The organism is Pseudomonas sp. S2_C03, assembly GCF_054668405.1.
Genome location: NZ_CP162766.1, coordinates 2,955,951 through 2,981,821, shown reverse-complemented (window position 1 = coordinate 2,981,821; position 25,871 = coordinate 2,955,951). Strand labels below are relative to the sequence as shown.

The 25,871-nt window shown below is 62.2% G+C and carries 20 protein-coding genes and 1 pseudogene; 17 read left to right on the top strand and 4 right to left on the bottom strand.

Annotated features, from left to right (window positions below; translation table 11 throughout):
- The first annotated feature begins 98 nt into the window (after positions 1–98).
- A complete protein-coding gene (gene treS / locus AB4N64_RS13555; RefSeq protein ID WP_460126308.1) occupies positions 99–2,150 on the top strand; it encodes a maltose alpha-D-glucosyltransferase in 2,052 nt (683 codons plus the stop codon).
- A 230-nt stretch (positions 2,151–2,380) separates the two neighbouring features.
- On the opposite strand, the gene katG is transcribed toward treS, so the two are convergent.
- Together katG and AB4N64_RS13545 are read right to left on the bottom strand one after the other, a co-directional pair.
- Positions 2,381–4,639 (bottom strand): catalase/peroxidase HPI, encoded by a 2,259-nt coding sequence (gene katG / locus AB4N64_RS13550; protein WP_460126307.1) that lies wholly within the window; start codon positions 4,637–4,639, stop codon positions 2,381–2,383.
- Positions 4,640–4,946: 307 nt separating this feature from the next.
- Complete coding sequence (locus tag AB4N64_RS13545) at positions 4,947–5,456, bottom strand: Lrp/AsnC family transcriptional regulator (protein ID WP_460126306.1); 510 nt, start codon at positions 5,454–5,456, stop codon at positions 4,947–4,949.
- Positions 5,457–5,653: 197 nt separating this feature from the next.
- Here AB4N64_RS13545 and AB4N64_RS13540 point away from each other — a divergent pair, with 197 nt between their 5' ends.
- From AB4N64_RS13540 to mdeB, 3 genes are all read left to right on the top strand, one after another.
- Complete coding sequence (locus AB4N64_RS13540; protein ID WP_460126305.1) at positions 5,654–6,670, top strand: 1-aminocyclopropane-1-carboxylate deaminase; 1,017 nt, start codon at positions 5,654–5,656, stop codon at positions 6,668–6,670.
- A 209-nt stretch (positions 6,671–6,879) separates the two neighbouring features.
- Complete coding sequence (locus tag AB4N64_RS13535) at positions 6,880–7,287, top strand: transketolase (protein WP_460126304.1); 408 nt, start codon at positions 6,880–6,882, stop codon at positions 7,285–7,287.
- Positions 7,288–7,305: 18 nt separating this feature from the next.
- Positions 7,306–10,005 carry an alpha-ketoglutarate dehydrogenase gene (gene mdeB, locus AB4N64_RS13530; protein WP_460126302.1) on the top strand — a complete coding sequence of 900 codons (2,700 nt, stop codon included), beginning with the start codon at positions 7,306–7,308 and terminating at the stop codon, positions 10,003–10,005.
- 19 nt (positions 10,006–10,024) lie between these two features.
- Here mdeB and AB4N64_RS13525 read toward each other — a convergent pair whose 3' ends face one another.
- Positions 10,025–11,011 carry an EamA family transporter gene (locus AB4N64_RS13525; RefSeq protein WP_460126300.1) on the bottom strand — a complete coding sequence of 329 codons (987 nt, stop codon included), beginning with the start codon at positions 11,009–11,011 and terminating at the stop codon, positions 10,025–10,027.
- 204 nt (positions 11,012–11,215) lie between these two features.
- Here AB4N64_RS13525 and AB4N64_RS13520 point away from each other — a divergent pair, with 204 nt between their 5' ends.
- The 13 genes from AB4N64_RS13520 to AB4N64_RS13460 all read left to right on the top strand — a co-directional run bounded on the left by AB4N64_RS13520 (position 11,216) and on the right by AB4N64_RS13460 (position 25,365).
- Complete coding sequence (locus AB4N64_RS13520) at positions 11,216–11,416, top strand: YbdD/YjiX family protein (RefSeq protein ID WP_460126298.1); 201 nt, start codon at positions 11,216–11,218, stop codon at positions 11,414–11,416.
- A gap of 222 nt (positions 11,417–11,638) precedes the next feature.
- On the top strand, positions 11,639–12,430 hold the full coding sequence (locus tag AB4N64_RS13515) for an enoyl-CoA hydratase/isomerase family protein (RefSeq protein ID WP_460126297.1): 792 nt from the start codon (positions 11,639–11,641) through the stop codon (positions 12,428–12,430).
- Between the two features lie 22 nt (positions 12,431–12,452).
- Entirely contained in the window at positions 12,453–13,613 is a 1,161-nt protein-coding gene (locus AB4N64_RS13510; RefSeq protein WP_460126295.1) for an acyl-CoA dehydrogenase family protein, read from the top strand.
- Positions 13,614–13,631: 18 nt separating this feature from the next.
- Complete coding sequence (locus tag AB4N64_RS13505) at positions 13,632–15,719, top strand: acetate--CoA ligase family protein (protein WP_460126293.1); 2,088 nt, start codon at positions 13,632–13,634, stop codon at positions 15,717–15,719.
- 31 nt (positions 15,720–15,750) lie between these two features.
- Positions 15,751–16,452, top strand: a complete 702-nt coding sequence (locus AB4N64_RS13500; RefSeq protein ID WP_460126291.1) for an NAD(P)H-dependent oxidoreductase — start codon at positions 15,751–15,753, stop codon at positions 16,450–16,452.
- 48 nt (positions 16,453–16,500) lie between these two features.
- Positions 16,501–17,136 (top strand): TetR family transcriptional regulator C-terminal domain-containing protein, encoded by a 636-nt coding sequence (locus AB4N64_RS13495; protein WP_460126289.1) that lies wholly within the window; start codon positions 16,501–16,503, stop codon positions 17,134–17,136.
- Between the two features lie 84 nt (positions 17,137–17,220).
- Positions 17,221–17,910: a winged helix-turn-helix domain-containing protein gene (locus AB4N64_RS13490; protein WP_460126287.1), complete on the top strand. Its 690-nt coding sequence runs from the start codon at positions 17,221–17,223 to the stop codon at positions 17,908–17,910.
- Positions 17,911–18,097: 187 nt separating this feature from the next.
- Positions 18,098–19,732, top strand: a complete 1,635-nt coding sequence (locus AB4N64_RS13485; protein ID WP_460126285.1) for a 5-guanidino-2-oxopentanoate decarboxylase — start codon at positions 18,098–18,100, stop codon at positions 19,730–19,732.
- A gap of 279 nt (positions 19,733–20,011) precedes the next feature.
- The gene (locus AB4N64_RS13480; protein ID WP_460126283.1) at positions 20,012–22,018 is read left to right on the top strand and encodes an aminotransferase class I/II-fold pyridoxal phosphate-dependent enzyme; all 2,007 of its coding nucleotides are present in this window, start codon (positions 20,012–20,014) and stop codon (positions 22,016–22,018) included.
- 27 nt (positions 22,019–22,045) lie between these two features.
- Positions 22,046–22,828: a transporter substrate-binding domain-containing protein gene (locus AB4N64_RS13475; protein ID WP_460126281.1), complete on the top strand. Its 783-nt coding sequence runs from the start codon at positions 22,046–22,048 to the stop codon at positions 22,826–22,828.
- A gap of 121 nt (positions 22,829–22,949) precedes the next feature.
- A complete protein-coding gene (locus AB4N64_RS13470) occupies positions 22,950–23,654 on the top strand; it encodes an ABC transporter permease (protein ID WP_460126279.1) in 705 nt (234 codons plus the stop codon).
- A 5-nt stretch (positions 23,655–23,659) separates the two neighbouring features.
- Positions 23,660–24,358, top strand: a complete 699-nt coding sequence (locus AB4N64_RS13465; protein ID WP_460126740.1) for an ABC transporter permease — start codon at positions 23,660–23,662, stop codon at positions 24,356–24,358.
- Complete coding sequence (locus AB4N64_RS13460) at positions 24,358–25,365, top strand: DMT family transporter (protein ID WP_460126277.1); 1,008 nt, start codon at positions 24,358–24,360, stop codon at positions 25,363–25,365. The genes AB4N64_RS13465 and AB4N64_RS13460 overlap by 1 nt, the downstream gene beginning before the upstream one ends.
- Here the strand turns inward: AB4N64_RS13460 and AB4N64_RS13455 are convergent.
- Positions 25,321–25,749, bottom strand: a pseudogene (locus AB4N64_RS13455) (TetR family transcriptional regulator C-terminal domain-containing protein); the annotation flags it as partial. The gene AB4N64_RS13460 and the pseudogene AB4N64_RS13455 sit on opposite strands and share 45 nt — an antisense overlap.
- Positions 25,750–25,871 lie beyond the last annotated feature (122 nt).

The following is a 25,871-nucleotide window of genomic DNA, read 5'->3' as shown; positions in this document are numbered from 1 at the left end:
CAGTACGATGCAACGAATGCCCCGCCAGGGCCTCATATGAAAACCGGTGGCGCCTTTGCGAGCGCAGGGCGCCGGCCATTTTCTGAAGGAGGGGTGCCATGACGGCAGCGGAAAAGAATCACGTGGACTGGTTGGTCGGGCAATCGATGCTGTTCGCCGCCAGGCAGCGGGCCAAGCTCTACTCGGGGCAAGGTCGGTTGTGGCAACAACCCTATGCGCAGACCCGTCCCCGTGACGCCTCGGCGCTGGCGTCGGTGTGGTTCACCGCGTACCCGGCGTCCATCGTTACCCGTGAAGACGGCACGGTGCTTGAGGCCCTGGGGGACCAAACCCTGTGGCACGCCCTGTCCAGGATCGGCATCCAGGGCATTCACAACGGCCCGCTGAAGAAGTCCGGCGGCTTGCGCGGCACTCGTCATACGCCGACGATTGATGGCAATTTTGACCGAATCAGTTTCGACATCGATCCGCAACTGGGCACCGAAGCCCAGCTTCAGGCGTTGACGCGCATGGCGGCGGCGCACAACGCGGTGATTGTCGACGACGTCATCCCCTCACACACCGGCAAGGGCGCGGATTTTCGCCTGGCCGAGATGGCCTACGAAGACTATCCGGGGCTCTACCACATGGTGGAAATCCGCGAAGAAGACTGGCCGCTGCTGCCGGAAGTTGCCGAGGGGCGCGACGCGCAAAACCTGAGCCCGCAGCAGGTCGATGCACTTCGTGACAAACATTACATCGTCGGCCAGTTGCAACGGGTGATTTTCTTCGAGCCCGGCGTCAAGGAAACCGACTGGAGCGCGACCCCCGTCGTGATCGGCGTGGACGGCAAGCCGCGTCGCTGGGTCTACCTGCATTACTTTAAGGAAGGGCAACCGTCGCTGAACTGGTTGGACCCCAGTTTTGCGGCGCAGCAGATGATCATCGGCGATGCGCTGCACGCTGTTGACGTGATGGGTGCGAAGATTCTGCGCCTGGACGCCAATGGCTTCCTCGGCGTCGAACGCAAACTCGACGGCACGGCGTGGTCGGAAAGCCATCCGCTGTCGATCACCGGCAATCAGCTACTGGCCGGGGCCATCCGCAAGGCGGGCGGTTTCAGTTTCCAGGAGCTGAACCTGACGGTCGACGACATCGCCGCCATGTCCCACGGCGGCGCGGACCTGTCCTATGACTTCATTACCCGGCCGGCCTACCAGCACGCATTGCTGATGGGCGACGCCGAATTCCTGCGCCTGATGCTGCGCCAGATGCACAACCTGGGCATCGACCCCGGCTCGCTGATCCACGCTTTGCAGAACCACGACGAACTGACCCTTGAACTGGTCCACTTCTGGACGCTGCACGCCCACGACACCTTCCTTTATCAGGGGCAGACCTTTCCCGGCAACATCCTGCGCGAGCACATTCGCGAGCAGATGTATGAGCGCCTGGCCGGCGAGCACGCGCCCTATAATTTGAAGTTCGTCACCAACGGCGTGTCCTGCACCACCGCGAGCATCATCACCGCTGCGCTGGGAATTCGTGACCTCGATGCGATCACTGCGGCAGACATCCAGCAGATCCGTCAGATTCACTTGCTGCTGGTCATGTACAACGCCATGCAGCCAGGGGTGTTCGCTTTGTCCGGCTGGGACTTGGTGGGGGCGCTGCCGTTGCCGGCGGAGCAGGTCGCCGACCTGATGCTCGATGGCGATACCCGCTGGATTCACCGTGGTGCCTACGACCTGGTCGACCTCAACCCGCAGGCGCAGGTGTCAAATGGGCAGATGCCACGGGCACGAACCCTGTACGGCAGCCTGACTGATCAGTTGCAAGACCCGGACTCCTTCGCCTCGCAGTTGCAGCGCATCCTTGCTGCACGGCGCGCTTACGACGTTGCCGCGAGCCGTCAGATCCTGGTGCCGGACGTTGAGCATCCGGCGCTGCTGGTCATGGTGCATGAATTACCGGCGGGCAAAGGCACGCAGATCACCGCGCTGAACTTCGGCGGCACGGCGATTACCGAAACCCTGCACCTGCCGAGCATTGCACCGGGACCGGTGGTCGACATCATCAATGAACGGGTGGAAGGTGATCTCACGCCCGAAGGGGAATTCACCATTACGCTGGATGCCTATGAGGGGTTGGCATTGCGCGTGGTTATCTGATCCGTATTTTCCGGTGCAATCTGCGCCTGTTATGTACAGGCGCAGCGGCTCACAATGGCAGCACGAACCACAGCAAACCAGGAGGCCGTCATGGCCAAGATGTCTCTGTTCCTCGGCGGCTTTCTCGTGCTGACCCTGTTGATTGGTGCGTTGGCGACGATCTCTCCGGTTTGATTGCTGCGCACACCTGACCTGTAGGAGCGAGCATGCTCGCTCCTACAGGGGCAGCATCACTTCAGATCAAACCGATCCAGGTTCATCACCTTGGTCCAGGCCGCCACGAAGTCCCTGACGAATTTTTCCTTCGAATCGCCACTGGCATAGACCTCGGCGAGCGCTCGCAACTGCGCATGGGAGCCAAAGACCAGGTCCACCCGTGTGCCGGTCCATTTCACCTGGCCGGTTTGGCGGTCCCGTGCTTCGAACGTTTCGCTCGAGGTGGGTTTCCATTCATTCTCCATGCTGAGCAGGTTCTTGAAGAAGTCGTTCGTCAGCTTGTCCTTCTCGTGGGTGAACACGCCGTGGCGAGTCTGCCCGACATTGGTCTCCAGCACCCGCAGGCCACCGACCAGTACCGTCATTTCCGGAGCCGTGAGGGTCAGCAGTTGCGCCTTGTCGACCAGCAGGTGTTCAGATCCAAAGTTGAAGTTGCCCTTGGTGTAATTGCGGAAACCATCTGCAATCGGTTCGAGGAAGCCGAACGACTCGACATCGGTCTGCTCCTGCGAGGCGTCCATCCGCCCGGGTGTGAACGCTACCGTCACGTTGTGTCCCGCATTTTTTGCCGCTTGCTCGACAGCGGCACTGCCGGCCAGCACGATCAGGTCGGCCAGCGAGATTTTCTTGCCTCCTCCTTGTGCGCTGTTGAACTCGCCTTGAATACTCTCGAGCTTGGCCAGCACGTTCGCCAGTTGTTCAGGCTGGTTGGCCTGCCAGAATTTCTGAGGTGCCAGGCGCAGACGACCACCGTTGGCGCCGCCGCGTTTGTCGGAGCCACGGAAGGTCGACGCGGCGGCCCAGGCGGTCGACACCAGTTGCGAAATAGTCAGGCCCGAGGCGAGGATTTTGCTTTTGAGCGCGGCGACGTCGGCGTCGTCGACCAGGGCATGATCGACTTTCGGGATAGGGTCCTGCCACAACAGTTCTTCGCTGGGCATTTCCGGACCGAGGTAGCGCGACAGCGGGCCCATGTCACGGTGGATCAGCTTGAACCAGGCGCGGGCAAAGGCGTCGGCGAGCTGATCGGGGTTTTCCAGGAAGCGCCGTGAGATGGGCTCGTAGATTGGATCGTAGCGCAAGGCCAGGTCGGAGGTGAGCATCCTTGGCGTCTGCCGTTTCGACGGGTCGTGGGCATCGGGAATCATCCCGGCGCCGGCACCGTTTTTCGGGATCCATTGGTTGGCGCCTGCGGGGCTCTTGGTCAGCTCCCACTCGAAACCAAACAGGTTTTCGAAGTAGTTGTTGCTCCATTTCGTTGGCGTGGTGGTCCAGGTCACTTCCAGTCCGCTGGTGATGGTGTCCGGGCCTTTACCGGTGCCGAAACTGTTTTTCCAGCCCAGGCCCTGGAGTTCCAGGCCAGCCGCTTCGGGCTCGGGGCCGACGTTGTCGGCGGGGCCGGCACCGTGGGTTTTACCGAAGGCGTGGCCGCCGGCAATCAGCGCCACGGTTTCTTCGTCATTCATGGCCATGCGGCCGAAGGTTTCGCGGATATCCTTGGCCGAGGCAACCGGATCCGGGTTGCCTTCCGGGCCTTCAGGGTTGACGTAGATCAGGCCCATCTGCACGGCAGCCAGCGGGTTCTCCAGATTGCGGCCATGGTCGGTGCGGCTGTCCTCGTTGCGTCCAGGTTCGGCCACCAGTGGCACGTCGCCTGGCGGCTGCACCGCCTCCTTGCCTTTGCCGTAGCGGGTGTCACCGCCAAGCCAGGTGGTCTCCGAACCCCAGTAGACGTCTTCGTCGGGCTCCCAGACATCAGGTCGCCCACCGGAAAAGCCGAAGGTCTTGAAGCCCATCGATTCCAGGGCGACGTTACCGGTGAGCACGATCAGGTCGGCCCAGGACAGGTTGCGCCCATACTTTTGCTTGATCGGCCACAGCAGCCGGCGCGCCTTGTCGAGGCTGACGTTGTCGGGCCAGCTGTTGAGCGGGGCAAAGCGTTGCTGGCCAGAACCGGCGCCGCCTCGGCCGTCGCCGGTCCGATACGTACCGGCGGCGTGCCAGGCCATCCGCACGAACAGTGGCCCGTAGTGACCGAAGTCAGCCGGCCACCAGTCCTGCGAGTCGGTCATCAGCGCCGTCAGGTCGCGCTTGACCGCGGCAAAGTCGAGTTCTTTAAAAGCGTTGGCGTAGTCGAAGCCCTCGTCCATGGGATCGGAAAGGGACGAGTGCTGGTGCAGGATCTTCAGATTCAGTTGGTTCGGCCACCAGTCGCGGTTGGTCGTGCCACCGCCTGCGGCGTGGTTGAAAGGGCACTTCGATTCATTTGCCATGTGCGGGATACCTCTGGTCGTGTTCGTCCGGCTATCGGGCCCGGAGTGGGCGTTAAACAGCGACGAGCGGAATCGATGCCACAGGTTGCAGGGCCAGCAGTGCGGATGGCCGGGTCAAGCTTGGCTCGTTCCTGACTCCTTTACAGCGCTAATCCGGCCGGCTTATGGCGCCAGCGCAGACTAAGGTTAGACCCGAGTGGGGAAGGCAGCTAATAGGGGCAGTGTTGCGCGTCGATAGGCAGAATCTTTCAGCCTGACGGTGGTGAAGGCGCCTTTGAGGTCGGGTTTGTAGGGGGCTTTTGCGATCTCAGAGGGGAATTTGCGTGGTCGACAGCACGTTACGCAGCCCCATGAAGGAACGGATCTGCCGCACGCCGGGCAAGTACAGCAACTGTTCGGCGTGCAGCCGGTTGAAGCTGTTGCTGTCCTTGGTGCGCAGCAACATGAAGTAATCGAATTCGCCCGTCACCACATGGCACTCCATGCAACCGGAGACCTTTTGCGCCGCTTCTTCGAAGGCGGCGAAGGATTCCGGGGTCGAGCGGTCCAGCACCACGCCAATCAATACCACCATCCCCGCGTCCAGCGCTTCGCTGTCGAGCAACGCGACAATGCCCTTGATCAAGCCGGCCTGCTTGAGACGTTCGACGCGGCGCAGGCAGGCCGGCGCGCTGAGTTTGACCTTGTCCGCGAGGGCCACATTGGAAATGGACGCATCGCGCTGCAACGTCTTGAGAATGGCGCGGTCGATGCGATCCAGCGCATGCGGCTCCGGTGTTGGCGTGGCGGTCTTGTTGCGATGATTTATTGCGCTCAAGGCGATTTCCACACAATAAAAAGATGATCAGTTTGTACATTATCGATTTATGTTTCTTTAACCGCCTGAAACTTGCAACACATATTTTTCGGTTTGTTCTTACCATGGAATTCATCGAAGCCGCCCTGAAACGGCCTGCACATTCAGACCTGTCTTCGGCCTGGCGCCTGGATATTCCATAACAAAGGAGCGCACCCATGAACCTGAATCAATTCAAGCGCTACCCGTTGACCTTCGGTCCTTCGCCCATCACCCCCCTGAAACGCCTGAGCGAGCACCTGGGTGGCAAGGTCGAGTTGTATGCCAAGCGCGAGGACTGCAACAGCGGCCTGGCCTTCGGTGGCAACAAGACCCGCAAGCTTGAATACCTGATCCCCGAAGCCATCGAACAGGGCTGCGACACCCTGGTGTCGATCGGTGGCATCCAGTCCAACCAGACCCGTCAGGTGGCCGCCGTTGCAGCCCACCTGGGCATGAAATGCGTGCTGGTCCAGGAAAACTGGGTGAACTACTCCGACGCCGTGTATGACCGGGTGGGGAACATTGAAATGTCGCGGATCATGGGCGCCGATGTGCGGCTCGACGCAGCCGGTTTCGACATCGGCATTCGCCCGAGCTGGGAGAAGGCCATGAGTGACGTCAAGGAGCGCGGCGGCAAGCCGTTCCCGATTCCCGCCGGTTGCTCCGAACATCCTTACGGCGGCCTGGGCTTCGTTGGTTTCGCCGAGGAAGTCCGCGAGCAGGAGAAAGCGCTGGGCTTCAAATTTGATTACATCGTAGTGTGTTCCGTGACCGGCAGTACCCAGGCGGGCATGGTGGTGGGGTTCGCCGCCGATGGTCGCTCGAAGAACGTCATTGGCATCGACGCCTCGGCCAAACCGGCACAGACCAGGGCGCAGATCCTGCGCATCGCCCGGCACACCGCTGAACTGGTGGATCTGGGCCGGGAAATTACCGAGGAAGACGTGGTGCTCGACACACGTTTCGCCCACCCAGAATACGGCCTGCCCAACGAAGGTACCCTGGAAGCGATCCGCCTGTGTGGCCGACTGGAAGGGGTGCTGACCGACCCGGTGTACGAAGGCAAATCCATGCACGGGATGATCGAAATGGTCCGCCGTGGCGAATTCCCCGAAGGTTCGAAGGTGCTGTACGCACACCTCGGCGGAGTGCCGGCGCTGAATGCCTACAGCTTTCTGTTCCGTAACGGCTGACTCTGGGCAATCAAATGAAACCCTGTAGGAGCGAGCTTGCTCGCGATCAGGTGTGTCAGGCGACCCGGTGCTGTTTGACACACCGCATCGCGAGCAAGCTTGCTCCTACAGATAGAGCACCAGCAGAACCTTCGAACCGCAGGAGCACTGTCATGCAGACGAGACCGCAATCCGCAATCTAGATCAAGGAACCTTCGGCGGACGCCGGGGTGGTCATTGTCAGCAGCGTCGAATTGCCCAAGTACATGATCGACCAGTTGCATCTGGCCATCGATGACTGGGACCAGGTGGCGTATCTGGCGGTCAATCAGTCGCGGCAACTGATGCTCGACTGGTTGCGGGTCGAATCCGGGACGCCACCTTCGTCGTTGGCCGATGCGAGCGATGCCAGGCAGCTATTGTGTCGTGTAGCCAAAGGCAGTTTCCTGTTGGAGGTCGAAGCCGGAACGAGCCCGGGCCTGGCCTGGCTGGGCTCCGTCTGCGGACATCCGTTGCGCGTGATCGACCTGGGCGCCGTGGCGTTGTCCATTGAACAGATGGATCAGCAAGTCGAACAGGTGCTGACGGCGATCCGTCGCTTGGCGAAAAGCTTGTTGCAGGAGCGTGGTGTCATTTAATCAGTGCAGGAGATGGCCATGAGTTCGTCCCAGTCGCAGGCTCACGCATCGGGGCCAATCACGCAAGATGAAGAAGAAATCACCGAGTGGCGCGACGCCCTGTTGTCGGTGATCGCCCATGGCGGTGCCGAACAGGCCAGGCGGATCATGGACAGGCTGGTGACACTGGCCAGCACCGCCGACATCGGTTGGCGGCCGCGTCATGGCACACCGTACATCAATACCATCAGCGTCGAGCAGCAACCGGTGTACCCCGGAGACCTGGCGATGGAGGAGCGCCTGGCTTCGATCATGCGCTGGAATGCGCTGGTCATGGTCGCACGTGCCAATCAGGCCTACGGCGAGCTGGGCGGCCACATCGCCAGTTATGCCAGCGCCGCCGATCTGTTCGAGGTGGGCTTCAACCATTTTTTCCAGGCCCGTAACGACAGCAGCGGCGGTGACCTGGTGTTCTACCAGCCGCACTCGGCACCCGGCGTGTATGCACGAGCGTATCTGGAAGGGCGCCTCGAAGAACAGGACCTGCAGCATTACCGGCAGGAGATCGGTGCGCGCGCTCACGGTGCCCGGGGGCTGTCGAGCTACCCGCACCCGTGGTTGATGCCGGACTTCTGGCAGTTCCCCACCGGCTCGATGGGCATTGGTCCGATCAGTTCGATCTACCAGGCGCGTTTCATGCGTTACCTGGACCATCGCGGCTTGCAGGACACTGCCGGGCGGACCGTCTGGGGTGTGTTTGGCGACGGCGAAATGGATGAGCCGGAAAGTATGTCGGCCCTGACCCTGGCGGCGCGTGAAGGCCTGGATAATCTGGTGTGGGTGGTCAACTGCAACCTGCAGCGCCTGGACGGCCCGGTGCGGGGCAATGGTCGAATCATCGACGAGTTGGAAGCGCTGTTCGGCGGCGCGGGCTGGAACGTGATCAAGCTGGTGTGGGGTTCTGACTGGGACGGCCTGTTTGCCCGCGATCATGAGGGGGCGCTGGTCAAGGCGTTGTCCAGTACGGTTGATGGCCAGTTCCAGACCTTCGCCGCCAAGGATGGACGCTTCAACCGCGACCATTTTTTTGGCCAGAACGAAGCCCTCGCGAAATTGGCCCAGGGTCTCACTGACGAGCAGATCGACCGCCTCAAACGTGGCGGCCATGACATGGTGAAAATTTTCAGCGCCTATCACAGCGCCATGCGTGAAGGCACCAAGCCCACGGTGATCCTGGCGCAAACCAAGAAGGGCTTCGGCATGGGGGATGCAGGGCAGGGCAAGATGACCGTGCACCAACAGAAGAAGCTCGACAAGGATGCGTTGATCGCCTTCCGCAACCGTTTCAATCTGCCGTTGAGCGATGAACAGGCCACCTCGCTCAGCTTCTTCAAACCGGCTGCCGACAGTGCCGAAATGCGTTACCTGCACGAGCGCCGCCAGGCTTTGGGCGGCTACCTGCCGTCGCGGCCAACGAGCGCTCCGTCACTCAAGGTGCCGGACATCGACAGCTACGCCAGCTTCGCCATTGCCGCCGACGACAAGGAAATGTCCACCACCATGGCCTTCGTGCGCCTGCTCAGCGGTTTGTTGCGCGACAAGCAGCTCGGCCCCCGCATCGTGCCGATCGTCGCCGACGAGGCCCGCACCTTCGGCATGGCCAGCCTGTTCAAGCAGATCGGTATTTACTCCAGTGTTGGTCAGCGTTACGAGCCAGAAGACATCGGTTCGATCCTGAGCTACCGCGAAGCGCTGGACGGGCAGATCCTCGAAGAGGGTATCAGCGAGGCCGGGGCGATCAGCTCCTGGGTGGCGGCTGCCACCAGTTATTCGGTGCACGGCCTGCCGATGCTGCCGTTTTACATTTACTACTCGATGTTCGGCTTCCAGCGCATCGGTGACCTGGTCTGGGCGGCGGCCGACCAGCGGGCGCGGGGTTTCCTGCTAGGGGCAACTGCGGGGCGTACGACCCTCGGCGGTGAAGGCTTGCAGCACCAGGATGGCAACAGCCATTTGATGGCGTCGATGGTGCCCAATTGCCGAGCGTACGATCCGGCGTTCGCCGGAGAGTTTGCGGTGATCCTGGACCACGGCATGCGTCAGATGCTCGAACGTCAGGTCGACGAGTTCTACTACATCACGCTGATGAACGAAAACTACCCGCAGGCCAATGTGCCGGAGGGGGCCGAGGCTGCAATCATCAAGGGCATGTACCTGTTCGGCCGACATGAAGTCGAGGATGCGCGCGGCACCGTGCAGTTGCTGGGCTCAGGGGCGATCCTGCGGGAAGTGATCGCCGCCGCCCAATTGCTGGCCAGCGACTGGAATGTCGACAGCGAGGTGTGGAGCGTCACCAGCTTCACCGAGTTGGCGCGTGACGCCCGCGACGTCGAACGCTGGAATCGCCTGCACCCCACCGAGCCGCAGCGACGCAGTCATGTCGGCGAGTCGCTGACAGCCACGGCGCCAATCGTCGCTTGCACCGACTATGTGCGCGCCTTGCCGCAACTGATCGCCAGTTATGTAGCGGCGCCGTACAGCGTGCTTGGCACCGACGGTTTTGGCCGCAGCGATACCCGCAGCCAGTTGCGCAGTTTCTTTGAAGTGGACCGCCATCAGATCGTGCTCAGTGCGCTGACCTCGCTGGTGCAGACTGGGAGTCTGGAGCCCGCCGTCTGCGCAAAAGCGATTGCGCATTACGCCATCGATATCGATGCGGTGGCGCCTTGGGACGCTTGAACTTGAGCCTGAGGGCGGTTCAGCGTCTGTCTTGGCAGTGTGCTGGCGGAGTACCGGCGGCGGGTGCTGTGACGGCGGATGGCGTGGGATTGGTCTTTCGGGAGGTCAGCAGGACGATCCCGGTCACGACGATCGCGCCGCCGATCACTTGTCCGGTGCTGAGCATCTGGTCCAGCACGACCCAACCCATCAGCAGCGTGGCCAGTGGTTCGATGTTCATCACGGGCGCGTTGCGGGGCATGTCCAGGCGCGGCACCGAAATGAACAGGACGATGAAGCCGGTTCCGTAGAGCACCACCAGCGTAGCCAGCGCCCACCAGCCCGTCGCGCTGGCCGGTAGGTTGAGGCCGCCGGGGAGGGCGCCGGTCAGCCCGGCCAGGTTGACGCTGCTGAATACGATGAAAATGGTCAGCAGACTGCGCACCGAACCGCGCACCTGAGACAGTTTGTGATCGGTGATCCATAACGCGCAGGCGAAAACGCTGGCGGCGCAGAATGCCAGCGCGACCCCGAGCAACCACTCGGGGCCGACGCTGCTGTTGGCGGCGAGACGTCCCGGTACGTCAAGCACAAACACCAGGCCCAGCAGTATCAGACTCATCAGTGCTGCGGTGCGCGCTGTCGGACGCGGGCCACCCAAGGCCCAAGTCAGCAATGCCAGCAGGATCGGAAACACGTTCCCCACCAGCAGTGCCAGGGCCACTGGCACCCGGGCGACCGCTGAGTAAAGACACAGGCTCTGGGTCGCGATCAGCAAACCCAGCAGCAATTGCCAGCGCCATGCACCGGCAGGCAAGCGCAAGCTCTGCCGCTGCCACAACACCAGCGCGGCCAGCACCAACAACGTTCCGCCCGAGCGCATCAGAATCGCCAGCAACACCCCGGCGCCGTCATCGAATGCCACGCGGGCGGCCACATGGTTGCCGGCAAAGGCGCAGCCCATGCACAGCAGGATCAATACGGCGAGGTGGCGGGGAAAGGGCAGTGGAGCGGTCTGGCGGTTCATGGCAGGTCTCTGGCGACGGCAGGATTTTTATTATGTTGTCGTACGACTTGTGGGTTTTTACCGCATATGGTTCGAAGGGACAAGGTTCCGGGTGCGATGAGGTCGTACGACTTGGGTTTGCCATCTTTTTTTCGTGCGGACACATTGCAGATACATGCGCGGGTTTTCATGGCAGTGTCCCATCCCCACACAGAGAGTTCTGCCATGTTCCGCAAACTGCAGCATGCCGCCCGATTCCTCAGTCAGAGCGCCCGCCTCATGGTGGGCGTTCCGGATTACGACAACTACGTGGCCCTGATGGCGCGCAATCATCCGGGGGAGACGGTGATGAGTCAGTCGGCGTTCTTCCGTGAGCGCCAGGAAGCGCGTTATGGCAAGCGCAGTTGCACGACTCGCTGTTGCTGAAGCTTGAAGCGAAGAGCCCTGGCTTGTGAGAGTCAGGGCTTTTTTGTGTCTGGCAGGTTTGTGTTGGCTGTGCTGGCCTCGTCGCGCCGCCGCGATGAGGCCGTGACTTGTTCGAAGATGTAACAGGCAAGCGAACCCCCCTTGCCGAGAAACTGAACAGGTGTTTAGTATCGGCGTCAGTTCGTACCTCAAGTCCAACTACAAAAACGACGAGGGCCTTTCATGACATCGCTACCTTCATTGCTCAATCGCGTTGAAAACGGCATCGCCTGGATCACCCTCAACCGTACCGAGCAACGCAATGCGCTGGACATTCCCACCCTCAAGGCCCTGATCGAGGCGCTGGAAGCCCACGACGCCAATCCCGCCGTGCGGGTGCTGGTTTTGACGGGCAACGGCAAGGGTTTTTGCGCCGGTGCGGACGTGGCGGAGTGGGCGGATGCCGAGCGTCGCGGCATCCTCGAAACCTACGGCTGGACTGAAACCGCGCATCTGCTGATGAACCGACTGCACGGCTTTAGCAAACCCACCATCGCCGCCATCAACGGCATCGCGGTGGGCGCCGGGATGGATCTGAGCCTGTGCTGCGACCTGCGGGTGGCTGCTCGGTCGGCAAGGTTCAAGGCCGGTTATACCGGCATGGCCTACTCGCCGGACGCGGGCGCCAGTTGGCACTTGCCGCGCCTGATCGGCGTCGAGCAAAGCAAGCGATTGCTGTTTCTCGATGAACTGTGGAGCGCCGACCGTGCGCTGGCCGCCGGCCTGGTGGGGGAAGTCTGCGCCGACGAAGAATTGCTCGCCCACACCACGGCACTGGCCACGCGCCTGGCCAACGGCCCAACCTTTGCCTTTGCCCAGACCAAGGTGCTGCTGCGCGACGGCGCAGGGCGCAGCCTCGCCGAACAACTGCACGCCGAACAGGCTGCCGGCCTGCTTTGCGGGCGCAGCCAGGACGGCGCCGAAGCCCTCAAGGCTGCCGTGGAAAAACGCACGCCACACTTCATCGGCCAGTAATCGAACCGCAGGTACGCTCATCATGAATTTTCAACTGACCCAAGAGCAGGACATGTTGGTCGAGTCCGTGCGCAGCTTCGTCGAAAAAGAACTGCTGCCCCATGAAGAGGCCGTCGACCGTGCCGATGCCGTTCCACCTGAACTGGCCGCGCACATTCGCGCCAAGGCGCTTGCCGCCGGTTTTTACGCGTTCAACATGCCCGAGGAAGTGGGCGGCGGTGGCCTCGATTACCTGTCCCAGGCGCTGATCGAGCGTGAACTGTCCAAGGTCTCGTGGGCGCTGCATGTATTCGTGGCGCGTCCCTCGAAAATCCTGATGGCCTGCCAGGGCGCGCAGATCGAGGATTACCTGCTGCCCTGCGTACGCGGGGAGAAAGTTGATTGCTTTGCGCTGACCGAACCGGGTGCCGGCTCCGATGCCAACGCGATCAAGACCCGCGCCGTGCGTGACGGCGACGACTTTGTCATCAACGGCAGCAAGCATTTCATCAGCCATGCCGGGCATGCCGACTTCGCCATCGTGTTTGCGGTCACCGACACCTTTGAGCACAAGGGTCGCCCACGCAACGCCGTGACTTCGTTCCTGGTCGACTGCAACACCCCGGGCATGACCATCCGCCGTGGTCCCAAGTGCGTGAGCAACCGGGGTTATCACACCAGCGAAATCTTCTTCGACGACTGTCGCGTACCCGCTTCCAAGGTGCTGGGCGAAGTCGGCAAGGGCTGGGACGTAGCCAGCGCCTGGCTGACGGCCGGGCGGGTGATGGTCGCGGCCAATTGCGTGGGCCAGGCGCAGCGGGCGCTCGACGTGTCGCTGCAATGGGCCGCGGACCGCAAACAGTTCGGCCATGCCATCGGCACGTATCAGGGCATCTCTTTCAAGTTGGCGGACATGGCCACCGAAATTCGCGCCGCCGAACTGTTGGCCTTGAACGCCGCCTGGAAAATGGACCAGGGCAGCATGACCGATGGCGATGCCGGCATGGCCAAGCTGTTCGCCAGTGAAGTGCTGGGGCGCGTCGCGGATGAAGCGGTGCAGATTTTTGGCGGCATGGGGCTGATGGACGAGGGACCGGTGGAGCGCATCTGGCGCAACGCAAGGATTGAAAGGATCTGGGAAGGCACTTCAGAGATCCAGCGGCACATCATTTCCCGTGAACTGCTGCGGCCGCTGCTGCGCTGATTGGCCAAGGAGCCTCCCATGTCGATCAGAGATAACCTCAAGCGTCTGCTCCAACCGCGTCACCTGGCATTCGTCGGCGGACGCAGCATGGCGCGGGCGCTCAAGCGCTGCGCCGAGGGTGGCTTTGCCGGCCCGATGTGGCTGGTCAATCCGCAGCATTCGAATCTCGAAGGCGTGCCCTGTGTGGCTTCTATTGCCGAGCTGCCGTGCGCACCCGACGGCGTATTTATCGCGACCAATCGTGAACTGACGCTGGACTGCGTCCGCGAGCTGGCCGCCAAGGGCGCCGGTGGGGCGATCTGCTACGCCTCCGGTTTCGCCGAAATTGGCGAAGCCGGCGCGGCGTTGCAACAGACGCTTTTGCAAGCAGCCGGCGACATGGCGTTGCTCGGCCCCAATTGCTACGGCTTGCTCGACTACCTCCACAACGTGGCTTTGTGGCCGGTGGCCCATGGCGGCAAGACAGTAGAGAAGGGCGTGGCGATCCTGACCCAGAGCGGCAACTTCGCCTACAACCTGTCGATGAGCGACCGCTCGCTGCCGCTGGCGTACATGGCGTCGGTGGGCAATCAGGCGCAACTGGGCGTCGCCGAGTTGATGGATGTCCTGCTCGACGAGCCTCGGGTCACCGCCATCGGTTTGCACCTGGAAGGGCTGAAGAACGTCCCGGGATTCGCTCGCGTCGCGCACAAGGCCTTGGAGAAAGGCATTCCGATCATCGCTTTGAAAACCGGCGTGTCGCAGATCGGCGCCGAGTTGGCGCTCAGCCACACCAGCTCGCTGGCGGGCTCCGATGCGCTGTACGACAGTTTGTTTGCGCGCCTCGGGGTGATCCGTGTCAGCGGTCCGGTGAGTTTTGTCGAAACACTCAAGGCGGCGGCCTGCGGTAACTTGCCGAAGGGGCCGAGCCTGATTGCGCTGGCCTGTTCCGGGGGTGACGCCGGGCTGATCGCCGACTACGCCGAACGCAACCACTTGAGCTTGCCCAAACTCGCCGCCGATCAACGGGCCGAGCTGGCGCAGGTGCTGCCCGGTTATGCCAATCTGGTCAATCCGCTGGACTTCACCACGGCCATCTGGGGCGACCGCGACGCGCTGGAAAAGATGCTCGAAACGGCCCTGCGATCCCCGGCCGACGCGGCGCTGTTGGTGCTCGACTATCCGGCCGAATTTACCGGCGAGCGCAAGGAGTGCGACCTGTTGCTGGACTTGTTTTGCCAGGGGCTCGAGCGACACGGCAAGGTGGGTTTCGTCACCTCGGCGTTCCCCGAGCTGCTGCCAGCCAGCGCCCGTGAGCGCCTGCACCGCCAAGGCGTGGCGGCGTTGCAGGGCGTCGAGGATGGCCTGGCCGCCTGGGCCCGCATCGCCCATTACCGCGCGCGCCGGGATGTTTTGCTCAATGAGGGCGAATCGTCGCTGGCGCTGCTCTGTCCGCAAGCGGTGCAAGGGCGGGGATGCCTGTTGGATGAATGGCAATCGAAACAGGCTTTGCGCCCGTTCGGCCTGCCCTTGCCTGACGCGCGCCTGTGTCGTCCGGACCAGGCCCTGGAGCAGGCGCGCAGCCTCGGCTACCCGCTGGTTCTCAAGGTGGTCAGCACTGATCTGCCGCACAAGACCGAAGCCGGCGGCGTTGCCCTCAACCTCAAGGACGAACAGGCCCTGAGCGCCGCACTTGAGCGCATGCGCAGCAACCTCGCGGAACATGCGCCGGGTGTGGCCTTCGATCAGGTCCTGCTCGAACGCATGGCAGCACCACCGCTGGCGGAGTTGATCGTCGGCATCAAGCGCGAAACCGGCTTCGGCCTGGCGCTGGTCATCGGCGCTGGCGGGATTCTGGTCGAGCTGCTCAAGGACAGTCGCAGCCTGTTGCTGCCTACCACCGACCAGGCCATTCATGACGCGCTGCTGGCGTTGCGTTGTGCGCCCTTGCTCACGGGTTTTCGCGGCGGCCCGGCAGTGGACATGCCGGCGCTGGTGCGGGCGATTCGCGCGGTGGCGGACTACGCCTGCGAGAACGCCGAGCGCCTGCTGGAGCTGGATGTGAACCCCCTGCTCGTCAATGCCGAAGGGGCGGTGGCGGTGGATGCACTGATCCGCCTGGCCTGAGCACTCACGATAAAATTTCAAGGTCTATCCAATGAATGTACTGATACTCCACGCCCACCCGGAACCGCAATCCTTCACCAGCGCCTTGCGCGATGAGGCGGTGCAGACCTTGCACGCCCAGGGGCACGAGGTGCGGGTTTCCGATCTATACGCGATGAACTGGAACCCGGTGGCCAGCGCCGAGGATTTCTCTGAACGCGATAACCCCGACTACCTGGTATACGCCCTCGAACAGCGCCTTGGGGTCAAGAGCAAAAGTCTCGCGCCGGACATTCAGCAGGAACTGGACAAGCTGCTGTGGGCTGACCTGTTGATTCTCAATTTCCCGATCTACTGGTTCTCCATGCCGGCCATTCTCAAGGGTTGGATCGATCGGGTGCTGGTGTCCGGCGTGTGCTACGGCGGCAAGCGCTTTTACGATCAGGGCGGCCTGGCCGGCAAGAAGGCGTTGGTCAGCGTGACCCTCGGCGGGCGCGAACACATGTTCGGCGAAGGCGCGATACACGGCCCGCTGGAAGACATGCTGCGGCCGTTGCTGCGTGGCACCCTGGCGTATGTCGGCCTGGAGGTGCTGCCGCCATTCGTGGCGTGGCACGTGCCTTACATCAGTGGTGAGGCCCGCGCGCAGTTCCTGACTGACTACCGTGAGCGTCTGACACATCTGGAACAGGATTCGCCACTGGTTTTCCCGCGTCTCGAGCAGTTCGACGAAGCGCTGTATCCCATCCGCTGACGCAATGTTGTACCGTCTGCCATCGACTGTCTTACGGGCTGGAACACTATGGCTGAAGAAGCGCGTTTTCTGCGCATGGACCCCCAATTGCGCAAGGCCAATCTGGTGGCCGCTACGCTGACATGCCTGAAAAAATACGGCTTTGTCGGCACCTCGATCCGCAAGATCTGCGCCGAAGCCGGGGTGTCGGTCGGGTTGATCAGTCATCACTATGCCGGCAAGGATGAATTGGTGGCTGATGCCTACTTGCACATCACCGGGCAGGTGATGAGCCTGCTGCGCGAAGCGGTGGCCAATGCAGGGGAAGGTGCCCGCGGCCAATTTTCGGCGTTCTTCGAGGCGTCGTTTTCCCCGCGCATGCTCGACCCGGAGCTGCTCGAAGCCTGGCTGGCGTTCTGGGGCGCGGTGAAAACCGCCGATGCGATCAACCGCGCCCACGATCACTCCTATGGCGAGTACCGCACGATCATGGGCGAAACCTTGCGATTGTTGGCGCACGAGGAGGGCTGGGAGGGCTTCGACGCAGGCTTTGCAGCCATCGGCCTGAGTGCCTTGCTCGACGGGTTGTGGCTGGAAGCCGGACTCAATCCCGACACCTTCACCCCGGCCCAGGGCGTGCAGATTTGCGAAGCCTGGGTCGATGGCCTGCAAATGGGCGGGTATCGTCGCTTCGTCGTGGCGTGAATCGCGCTTGTTGATCGACCGTTCAGCAGCGGCTAGAGTGCATTCACCGCTTCGAATAATTCCAAGACGAACAGGAGCCAGTTCATGACGGGGTGTGTGCTGATTGTGAGTGACAATGCGCAGGTCCACGAACAGCTGCGCAGCACCCTCGAGCCGCAGGGGTTCGAGATCCACGGCGCTGTCTCGCTCGATCAGGCCGATGCCTGCCTCGTCGGTCTGGCCATCGGACTGGTGGTGCTCGATGCAAGCTGGCCGGATGCCCTGGCCGTGACTCGACAATGGCGCGAGGAGTCGCAGGTCGGGATCATGCTCGTTGGCGACGACACCGAACGGCTTGCGGCGCTGGAATGCGGCGCAGACGAATATCTGGCGCAACCCGTGCATCCACGAGAACTGCTCGCCCGCGCGCGCAACCTGGTGCGTCGGGTACGCTCGTCCGTGCCGCTGGACACACACCTCAAGCGCTTCGCCGGCTGGACTCTCGACACCGGTCGCCGGCGCCTGAAGGCTGGCGATGGCCGCGAAACCCTGCTCAGCCATGGCGAGTTCCAGCTCCTCAATGTGTTCATGCGCAACGTCGGCCAGACCCTGAGTCGCGACCAGTTGATGGATCAGTTGCGCAACCGCGAATGGCTGCCCAATGACCGCTCCATTGACGTGCTGGTGGGTCGACTTCGGCGCAAGCTGCAGGACAACCCCGCCGACCCCGAGCTGATCATCACCATTCATGGGGCCGGGTATCTGTTTACCGCAGCCGCTTCGCTGGCAGCCTGAATGTTCGAAGATGTAACAACTCTCGCTCGGTGTTTTCGATAAAGCCAAGCAATTCTTGTTAAAACAATGAGTTAGCCAGTTTTTTAGCGACTTTGAGCGTTTCAGGAAAAGATTGCCTCACTGTTGAACGAGTGTTTAATATCGACAGCATCCGAATCCTCAACAGAACAATAAAACGAGGGCTGGCATGAACTCACCATCCACCGGGCAACCTTCATCCACGACCCTCACTGGCGGCCAGGCACTGGTGCGGCTGTTGTCCAATTACGGGGTCGATACCGTGTTCGGCATCCCCGGTGTTCACACCCTCGAGCTGTATCGCGGTCTGCCCGGCAGCGGCATTCGCCATGTGCTGACTCGGCATGAGCAGGGCGCCGGGTTCATGGCCGACGGTTACGCCCGAGTCAGTGGCAAGCCGGGGGTGTGCTTCGTCATCACCGGCCCCGGTGTCACCAATGCGGCAACCGCCATCGGCCAGGCCTACGCCGATTCGATTCCGATGCTGGTCATTTCCAGCGTCAACCACACCGCCAGCCTTGGTAAAGGGTGGGGTTGCCTGCACGAAACCCAGGATCAACGGGCGATCACCGCGCCCATCACCGCGTTTTCGGCGGTCGCCTTGCGCACCGACGATCTACCCGAACTGGTCGCCCGCGCCTTCGCCGTGTTCGAGAGCGAGCGGCCGCGGCCGGTGCATATTTCTGTGCCGCTGGATGTGCTGGCGGGGGCGATCAGCCGGGATTGGAGTGGCGAGGTGGTGCGCCGCCCCGGACGTGGTCTGCCCGATGCCAGCGCCCTCGACGAAGCAGCCAGGCGACTGCTGGACGCCAGGCGGCCGATGATCATCGCGGGCGGTGGTGCGTTGGCCGCCGGGGCCGAGTTGCGAGCCCTGAGCGATCGCCTCGCCGCACCGTTGTTTACCAGCGTCGCGGGCAAAGGCTTGCTGGCACCCGATGCGCCCTTGAATGCCGGAGCCAGCCTGTGCGTACAACCCGGTTGGGATTTGATCGCGCAAGCCGACGTGGTGCTGGCGGTCGGCACGGAAATGGCCGACACCGATTACTGGCGTGAGCGCCTGCCGGTCGGCGGCGAAGTGATCCGCATCGACATCGATTCGCGCAAGTTCAACGACTTCTACCCCAGTGCCGTCGCCTTGCACGGCGATGCCCTGCAAACGCTGGGTGCATTGTTGGCGCGCTTGCCCGGCGCCGCGCGTGATTCGGTTGAAGCGGTGGACGCCGTGGCCCGATTGAACGCTGCGGTCAGGGCCGGCCACGGCGATTTGCAGGCCCTGCACCAACGCATTCTCGACCGCATCGCCGCCGCAATGCCCGTCGACACCTTCATTAGCAGCGACATGACCCAACTGGCCTACACCGGCAACTACGCGTTTGCGAGCCAAGGTCCCCGATGCTGGTTGCACCCGACCGGTTACGGCACCCTCGGTTACGGCCTGCCAGCGGGGATCGGTGCCAAATTTGGCGCACCGCAGCGACACGGCCTGGTGCTGGTGGGCGACGGCGGTTTTCTCTACACCGCGCAGGAACTGGCCACCGCCGTCGAAGAGCTCGACAGTCCGCTGGTGGTGCTGCTGTGGAACAACGACGCGCTGGGGCAGATCCGCGACGACATGCAAAGCCTGGATATCGAACCGGTTGGCGTGTTGCCTCGCAATCCGGACTTCGCAATGTTGGCCACGGCCTTCGGCTGCACCGTGCGGCAACCGCAAAACCTGGCTGAGTTGGAGAGCGACCTGCGCGCAGGTTTTGCCCACGCCGGCGTGACGCTGATCGAACTCAAGCACGACTGCGCGATGCGCTAACCCCGGCCGCCCCATCGCCCCTGTAGGAGCGGGCTTGCCCGCGATGGCGGTGTGTCATTCAACATTCTCTTCGGCTGACACACCGCCATCGCGAGCAAGCTCGCTCCTACAGGGAGGTGTGCAGGCTCCCATGTACTGTCGTGAAAACGACCTGTTTACGCTGAACACGAACAAGTTTGTCTTTTCTGTTGAACGAGTGTTCAGTCTGGACTATGTTGGCTCCACCATCCCCCGGTTGGTTGCGGGCTTGCGTTTCTTCCATTCGAACGAGGCACTGGCATGCGGTTTTCACCTTTTGTTGAACGGATAGCCGGCGACGGCGTGGCCGCCTGGGACATTCACTACGCCGCGTATGAAGCCAAGCGTCGGGGCGAGGATGTGATCATCCTCAGCGTGGGCGACCCGGATTTTCCCACCCCCGATTTCATCACCGATGCCGCCATCCATGCGCTACGCGAAGGTGACACCCACTACACCGAAATTGCCGGTCGCCAGGCCCTGCGCGAAGCCATTGCGGGGCGCTACGGCAAGCTGTTCGATCGCCAGGTGCAAGCCGCTAATGTGATCATTGTCGCCGGCGCGCAAAATGCCTTGTTCGCCACCTCGATGTGCCTGCTCAGTGCCGGTGACGAAGTGATTGCCCTCGACCCGATGTACGTGACCTACGAGGCGACACTCAAGGCCTCCGGCGCCACGCTGGTGCGGGTGCCCTGTTCGGCAGACGCAGGGTTTCGCCTCGACGCCGCCGTGCTGGCCAAGGCCATTACACCGCGTACCCGCGCCATTTTCTTCTCCAACCCTAACAACCCAACCGGCGTGGTACTCAGCCGCGAAGAGCTGCAGGGCATCGCCGACCTCGCCATCGCCCATGACCTGTGGGTGGTGGTGGACGAGGTTTACGAAAGCCTGGCGTTCGAGCGCGACCACGTGAGCCTGGCGGCGTTGCCCGGCATGGCCGAGCGCTGCGTGGTGATCGGCAGCCTGTCCAAATCCCATGCGATGACAGGTTGGCGTACCGGTTGGATCGTCGCCGATCAAGCATTGGTGGCCCACGCTGAAACCCTGGTCTTGAGCATGCTGTATGGCTTGCCGGGGTTCGTCATGGAGGCTGCGTTGACGGCGGTGCAAGCCCATGACGAAGTGACCCGGGGCATGCGTGACATTTATCGTCATCGTCGTGACCTGGTGGTGGCGGGGCTGGCGGATTGTCCGGGCATTTCAGTGCTCACGCCCGACGCCGGGATGTTCGTGCTGATCGACGTGCGCGCCACCGGCCTGACTTCGCTGGAATTCGCCTGGCGCCTGCTGCGTGAAGGCGGCGTGTCGGTGCTGGATGCGGCGGCGTTTGGCGAACCGGCGCAAGGCTTTGTACGGCTTTCGTTCACCCTGGGTGAAGAGCGGCTGAGCGAGGCCTGCCGGCGCATTCGTGATTTCGTTCGGGTGCTGCACGGCGAAGCGCCGCGACCTGCACTCGCGTCTGTCACTTGCAACGCGATGGCCGCCGAACCGGTGGTGGCCAAGACCATGATCGAGGTCGATCAACTGCACAAACGCTTTGGCAATATCGAGGTGCTCAAAGGCGTCTCGCTGACCGCCCGCGAAGGCGATGTGATTTCGCTGATCGGCGCCAGCGGCTCCGGCAAGAGTACCTTGCTGCGCTGCATCAACATGCTCGAAGTGCCAGATCAGGGACGCATCCTCGTGGACGGTGAAAGCATCCAGCTCAACCACTCCCGCCCCGGCGCGCCGCTGGTGTCGGACACCAAACAACTGGTGCGCATCCGTTCCAGCCTGGGCATGGTCTTCCAGAACTTCAACCTCTGGCCCCATCGCACGGTGCTGGAAAACCTCATCGAGGCGCCTACCCAGGTGCTGCGCGAAAGCCGTGCCGAAGCGACTGAGCGCGCCGAAGCCCTGCTGGAGCGCGTGGGGCTGGCGGCCAAGCGCAACGAGTACCCGGCGTTCCTGTCGGGTGGGCAGCAGCAACGGGTGGCCATCGCACGCGCCCTGGCCATGCGACCCAAGGTCATGCTGTTCGATGAACCCACCTCGGCACTCGACCCGGAACTGGTCGGCGAAGTGCTGCGGGTGATCCGCTCCCTCGCCGAAGAAGGCCGGACCATGATCCTGGTGACCCATGAAATGGCTTTCGCCCGCGATGTGTCGACCAAGATCGCCTACCTGCACCAGGGGCTGATCGAGGAATCCGGTTCGCCGGATGAAGTGTTCGTACACCCACGCAGTGAACGTTGCCGGCAGTTCGTCAACGCTCACCAGACTCGCTAACGCATCATAAAAAGACGGGAAAACATCATGGGAAATCGACGTTTGGCAAACTGGTTGACCGGCGTGGCCTGCGTAATGCTGGCCGGTATGAGTGCGGCGCAGGCCCAGCCGATCAGGTTCGCGGTGGCCGCCGAACCCTATCCGCCGTACACCGAAAAGCAGGCCAATGGTGAGTGGAAAGGTTTTGAAGTGGACCTGATCCACAAGCTGTGCAGCGAGATGAAAGCCGAGTGCGAGATCAAGGAAGTGGCGTGGGACGGGATCATTCCTTCGTTGCTGGCGAAGAAGATCGACGTGATTTTCTCCTCGATGTCGGTGACCGAGGAACGCGAAAAACAGATCGCCTTCAGCAAGGCGTACTACGACTCGGTGGTTGCGTTGGTCGGTCCGAAAGACGTGTCGGTGAAGAAGTATCCCGATGACCTCAAAGGCAAGACCATCGGCGTGCAGAACTCGACGGTGAGCGCCAGTTACCTGAAGACCTACTACGAGAAAATTGCCGACGTTAAATACTACGACACCCAGGACTCGGCCAACGCCGACCTGATCGCCGGGCGCATCGACCTGATGATGGCCGACGGCACCGCCATGGCGGCCTTCGTCAAGACCCCGGATGCCAAGGACCTGGCCTACCTCGGTGCCGTCCCGTACGACCCGATTTTCGGCAAGGGCGTGGGCGCCGGACTGCGCAAGGACGATGCCGAGCTCAAGGCCAAACTCGACAAGGCGATCACCTCGCTGCTGGCCAGCAAGGACTATGACGACCTGTCCGAGCATTACTTCGGCACCAGCGTAAAACCCACGTTCTGATGTTGCTATTCCTGTAGGAGCGAGCTTGCTCGCGATCGCGGTTTGTCATTGAAATTGATGTCGGCTGACACACCTCATCGCGAGCAAGCTCGCTCCTACAGGGATCCAACCGGAGACCGAAATGTTCGAGTTGATCAGTTTCAGTGAAACCGGCTGGGGCGGGGCGTTGTTGCGGGGGTTGTGGATGACTCTGCAGATCTCCGCCGGGGCGTTCGCGCTCGGGTTGTTGATCGGGCTGGTGGTCGCCTGCCTCAAGCTCAACGGCCCCCGGCCGATTGCCGCGCTGATGCGTGGCTACACCACCTTGTTCCGTGCCGTACCGGAGTTGCTGCTGATCCTGCTGCTGTATTACGTCGGCTCGATGCTGATCAACTCGATGATGGCTGAGCTGGGTTATGGCGTCATGAACGTGAGCGGCCCATTAGCCGCCATCGTCGTGCTGGGGCTGGTGCAGGGCGCCTATGCCTCGGAGATCTTCCGCGCGGCGATCCAGGCGATTCCCTATGGCCAGATTGAAGCGGCAAAAGCCTTCGGCCTTCACGGCTTCGCCTTGTTCCGGCGCGTTACGCTGCCGATCATGGCGCCCTATGCCATGGCGGGCATGGCCAACCTGTGGATCAACCTGATCAAGGACAGTGCCCTGATCAGCGTGGTGGGCACCAACGAGCTGTTGTACACCGCCAAGCAAGGCGCGGGTTCGACGCGTCATTACCTGTTGTTCTACCTCACGGCCGCCGCGATGTATTACGCGGTGACGCTGGTGTCCAACTACCTGTCGGGACGGCTTGAGCGACGCATTCGTCGCTGGATGCCCTTGGTTGAGTGATCGAAATGATTCCAGCGTGGATAATCGAATACGCGGCGCTGTTGGGTCGTGGCCTGCAAACCACCGTGAGCTTGTTGTTGCTGTCCAGTGTGTTCGGTTTCCTGCTGGCCATCCTGGTGGCCCTGGCGCGGATCTCGAAATACAAAATAATCGCAAGAGCCAGCCTGTTCTACACCAGCGTCTTCCGTGGCACACCGCTGCTGATCCAGATCTACATCTTCTATTACGGGCTCGGCAGTCTGTTCGCTCAATTCCCGCTGATTCGCGGCAGCTTCCTCTGGCCCTATCTGCGTGATGGCTACTGGTACATCGTCTTCGCCCTGGTGGTGTCCATGGGCGCCTATGTCGGCGAGGTGATTCGCGGTGGCCTGCTCGCCGTGCCCAAAGGTGAAATGGAAGCGGCCTCGGCCTTTGGCATGACGTCACGTCAATCGCTGTTGCGGGTACGGCTGCCGCGTGCCATGCGGTTGCTGTTGCCCACCCTGGCCGGTGAGACGGTGATGCTGCTCAAGTCCACGGCGCTGGCCTCGACCATTGCCGTGATCGACCTGCTCGGCGCCGCCAACGTGGTGCGCGCGCAAACCCTGCAAGTGTACGAACCCTTGTTGCTGGTGGCCGGCGTGTACGTGTGCCTGACGTTCCTGATCGAAGCGTTGTTCGGTTTCATCGAGCGCAGCGGCACGCCCGTGCGCAGGTCGGCTTGATGCAAGCGACCGTTCGCGTTGACCGCTCGTTGCAAGGCATCGGCCTGTGCACGCTGGGTTACGCCTTTCTCGCTCTGCAAGACGCCGGCATCAAGTGGCTGGTGGCCGATTACTCGGTGGTCACCATCCTGTTCTGGCGCAGCGTCGTGGTGGTGCTGGCCTGCCTGTTGATCGGACGCGTGACCATGGTGAGGCGCGCCTGGCGTTCACCGAGCCGGCGGCTGCTGATCATCCGTGGCTTGTTGTCGCTGGTGGCGTGGGTGCTGTACTACACGGCGGCCCGCGACCTGACGCTGGCAGAGATGACCACCCTGTATTTTTCCGCGCCGATCATTGTCACGGTGCTGGCGACATTGATCCTCAAGGAGCGGGCCAGCGGCTGGCAGTGGTTGAGCCTGGTGATCGGTTTCGTTGGCGTGATCATCGCCTGTCGTCCGAGCCAGATGGCTGATCCATTGCCCGTCGTGCTGACGTTGCTGGCAGCGCTCTGCTGGGCGTTCACCTATATCCAGTTGCGTCAGGTCGATGAGCAGACGTCGGTACTCGAGCAGTTGCTGATTACCAATGTGGTGTTCGTGGTGTGCATGACCCTCGCTTTGCCCTGGACGCACACGCCAACACCCACCCCGGCCTGGCTGGGCATGATCGGCGCGGGACTGGTGGGCGGCATCGGTCAGTTCCTGGTGTTCGCCAGTTTCCAGCGCGCCACGGCCACGGTGCTCGCACCGTTCGAATACACCGGGCTGATCTGGGCTTTCCTGCTGTCGAGCCTGATCTGGGGCACGCTGATGGATGTGTCGCTGATCATCGGTGCCGGGCTGATCGCGGTCAGCGGCACCCTGGCGATGATCTTTGGCCGCCACCCGTCACAGGACGTCGTCGGTGCTGAATGCTCCGTGACGCAACCCCTTTACCCAACAACGACTGATGTGCAGGCCGTTGGCGGGGCTGAAGGTGTCAGGGTTCAGGCACCACTCGAGCCAGAGTCCGTCGAGCATCGCCGATAGACCGATGGCGGCCAGGCGGGTGTCGTGGATCACGAAGCCTTCACTGGCGGCCAGGTCGTCGAGCAAGGTGCGCAGCAGGTCGAGGTAGGCGCGGTAACTTTTTTCGTGGGACTGGCTGACGTCGTCCGAATGGCGGATCAGGCTCCAGAACACCACCCATACGCCCAGCAGTTTGGGGTCCATGACCCTGGGAGAAAAAGAGCCGACGAGAAAGGTGTCCATTTTCTGCGCTGGCGTACCGGCCTGCTGGATTTCCTGCTGCAGGGCAGTGGTCAGCTCGCTGGCGAGTTTGTGGTAGGTGTCGGCGATCAACGCGTCGATGCTGCCGAAATGATGATTGAGCAGGCCGACGGACACCCCGGCCTCGGTGGCGATGCGGCGCACGGAGATGCCCGCGTGACCGTCACGGGCGAGGCAGCGCAAGGTGGCGGCCACCAGCAGTTCACGGCGTTCGTCGGGTTCAACTCGACGGTATTTGGGGGAGTCGGTAGTCACATCGAAATCCT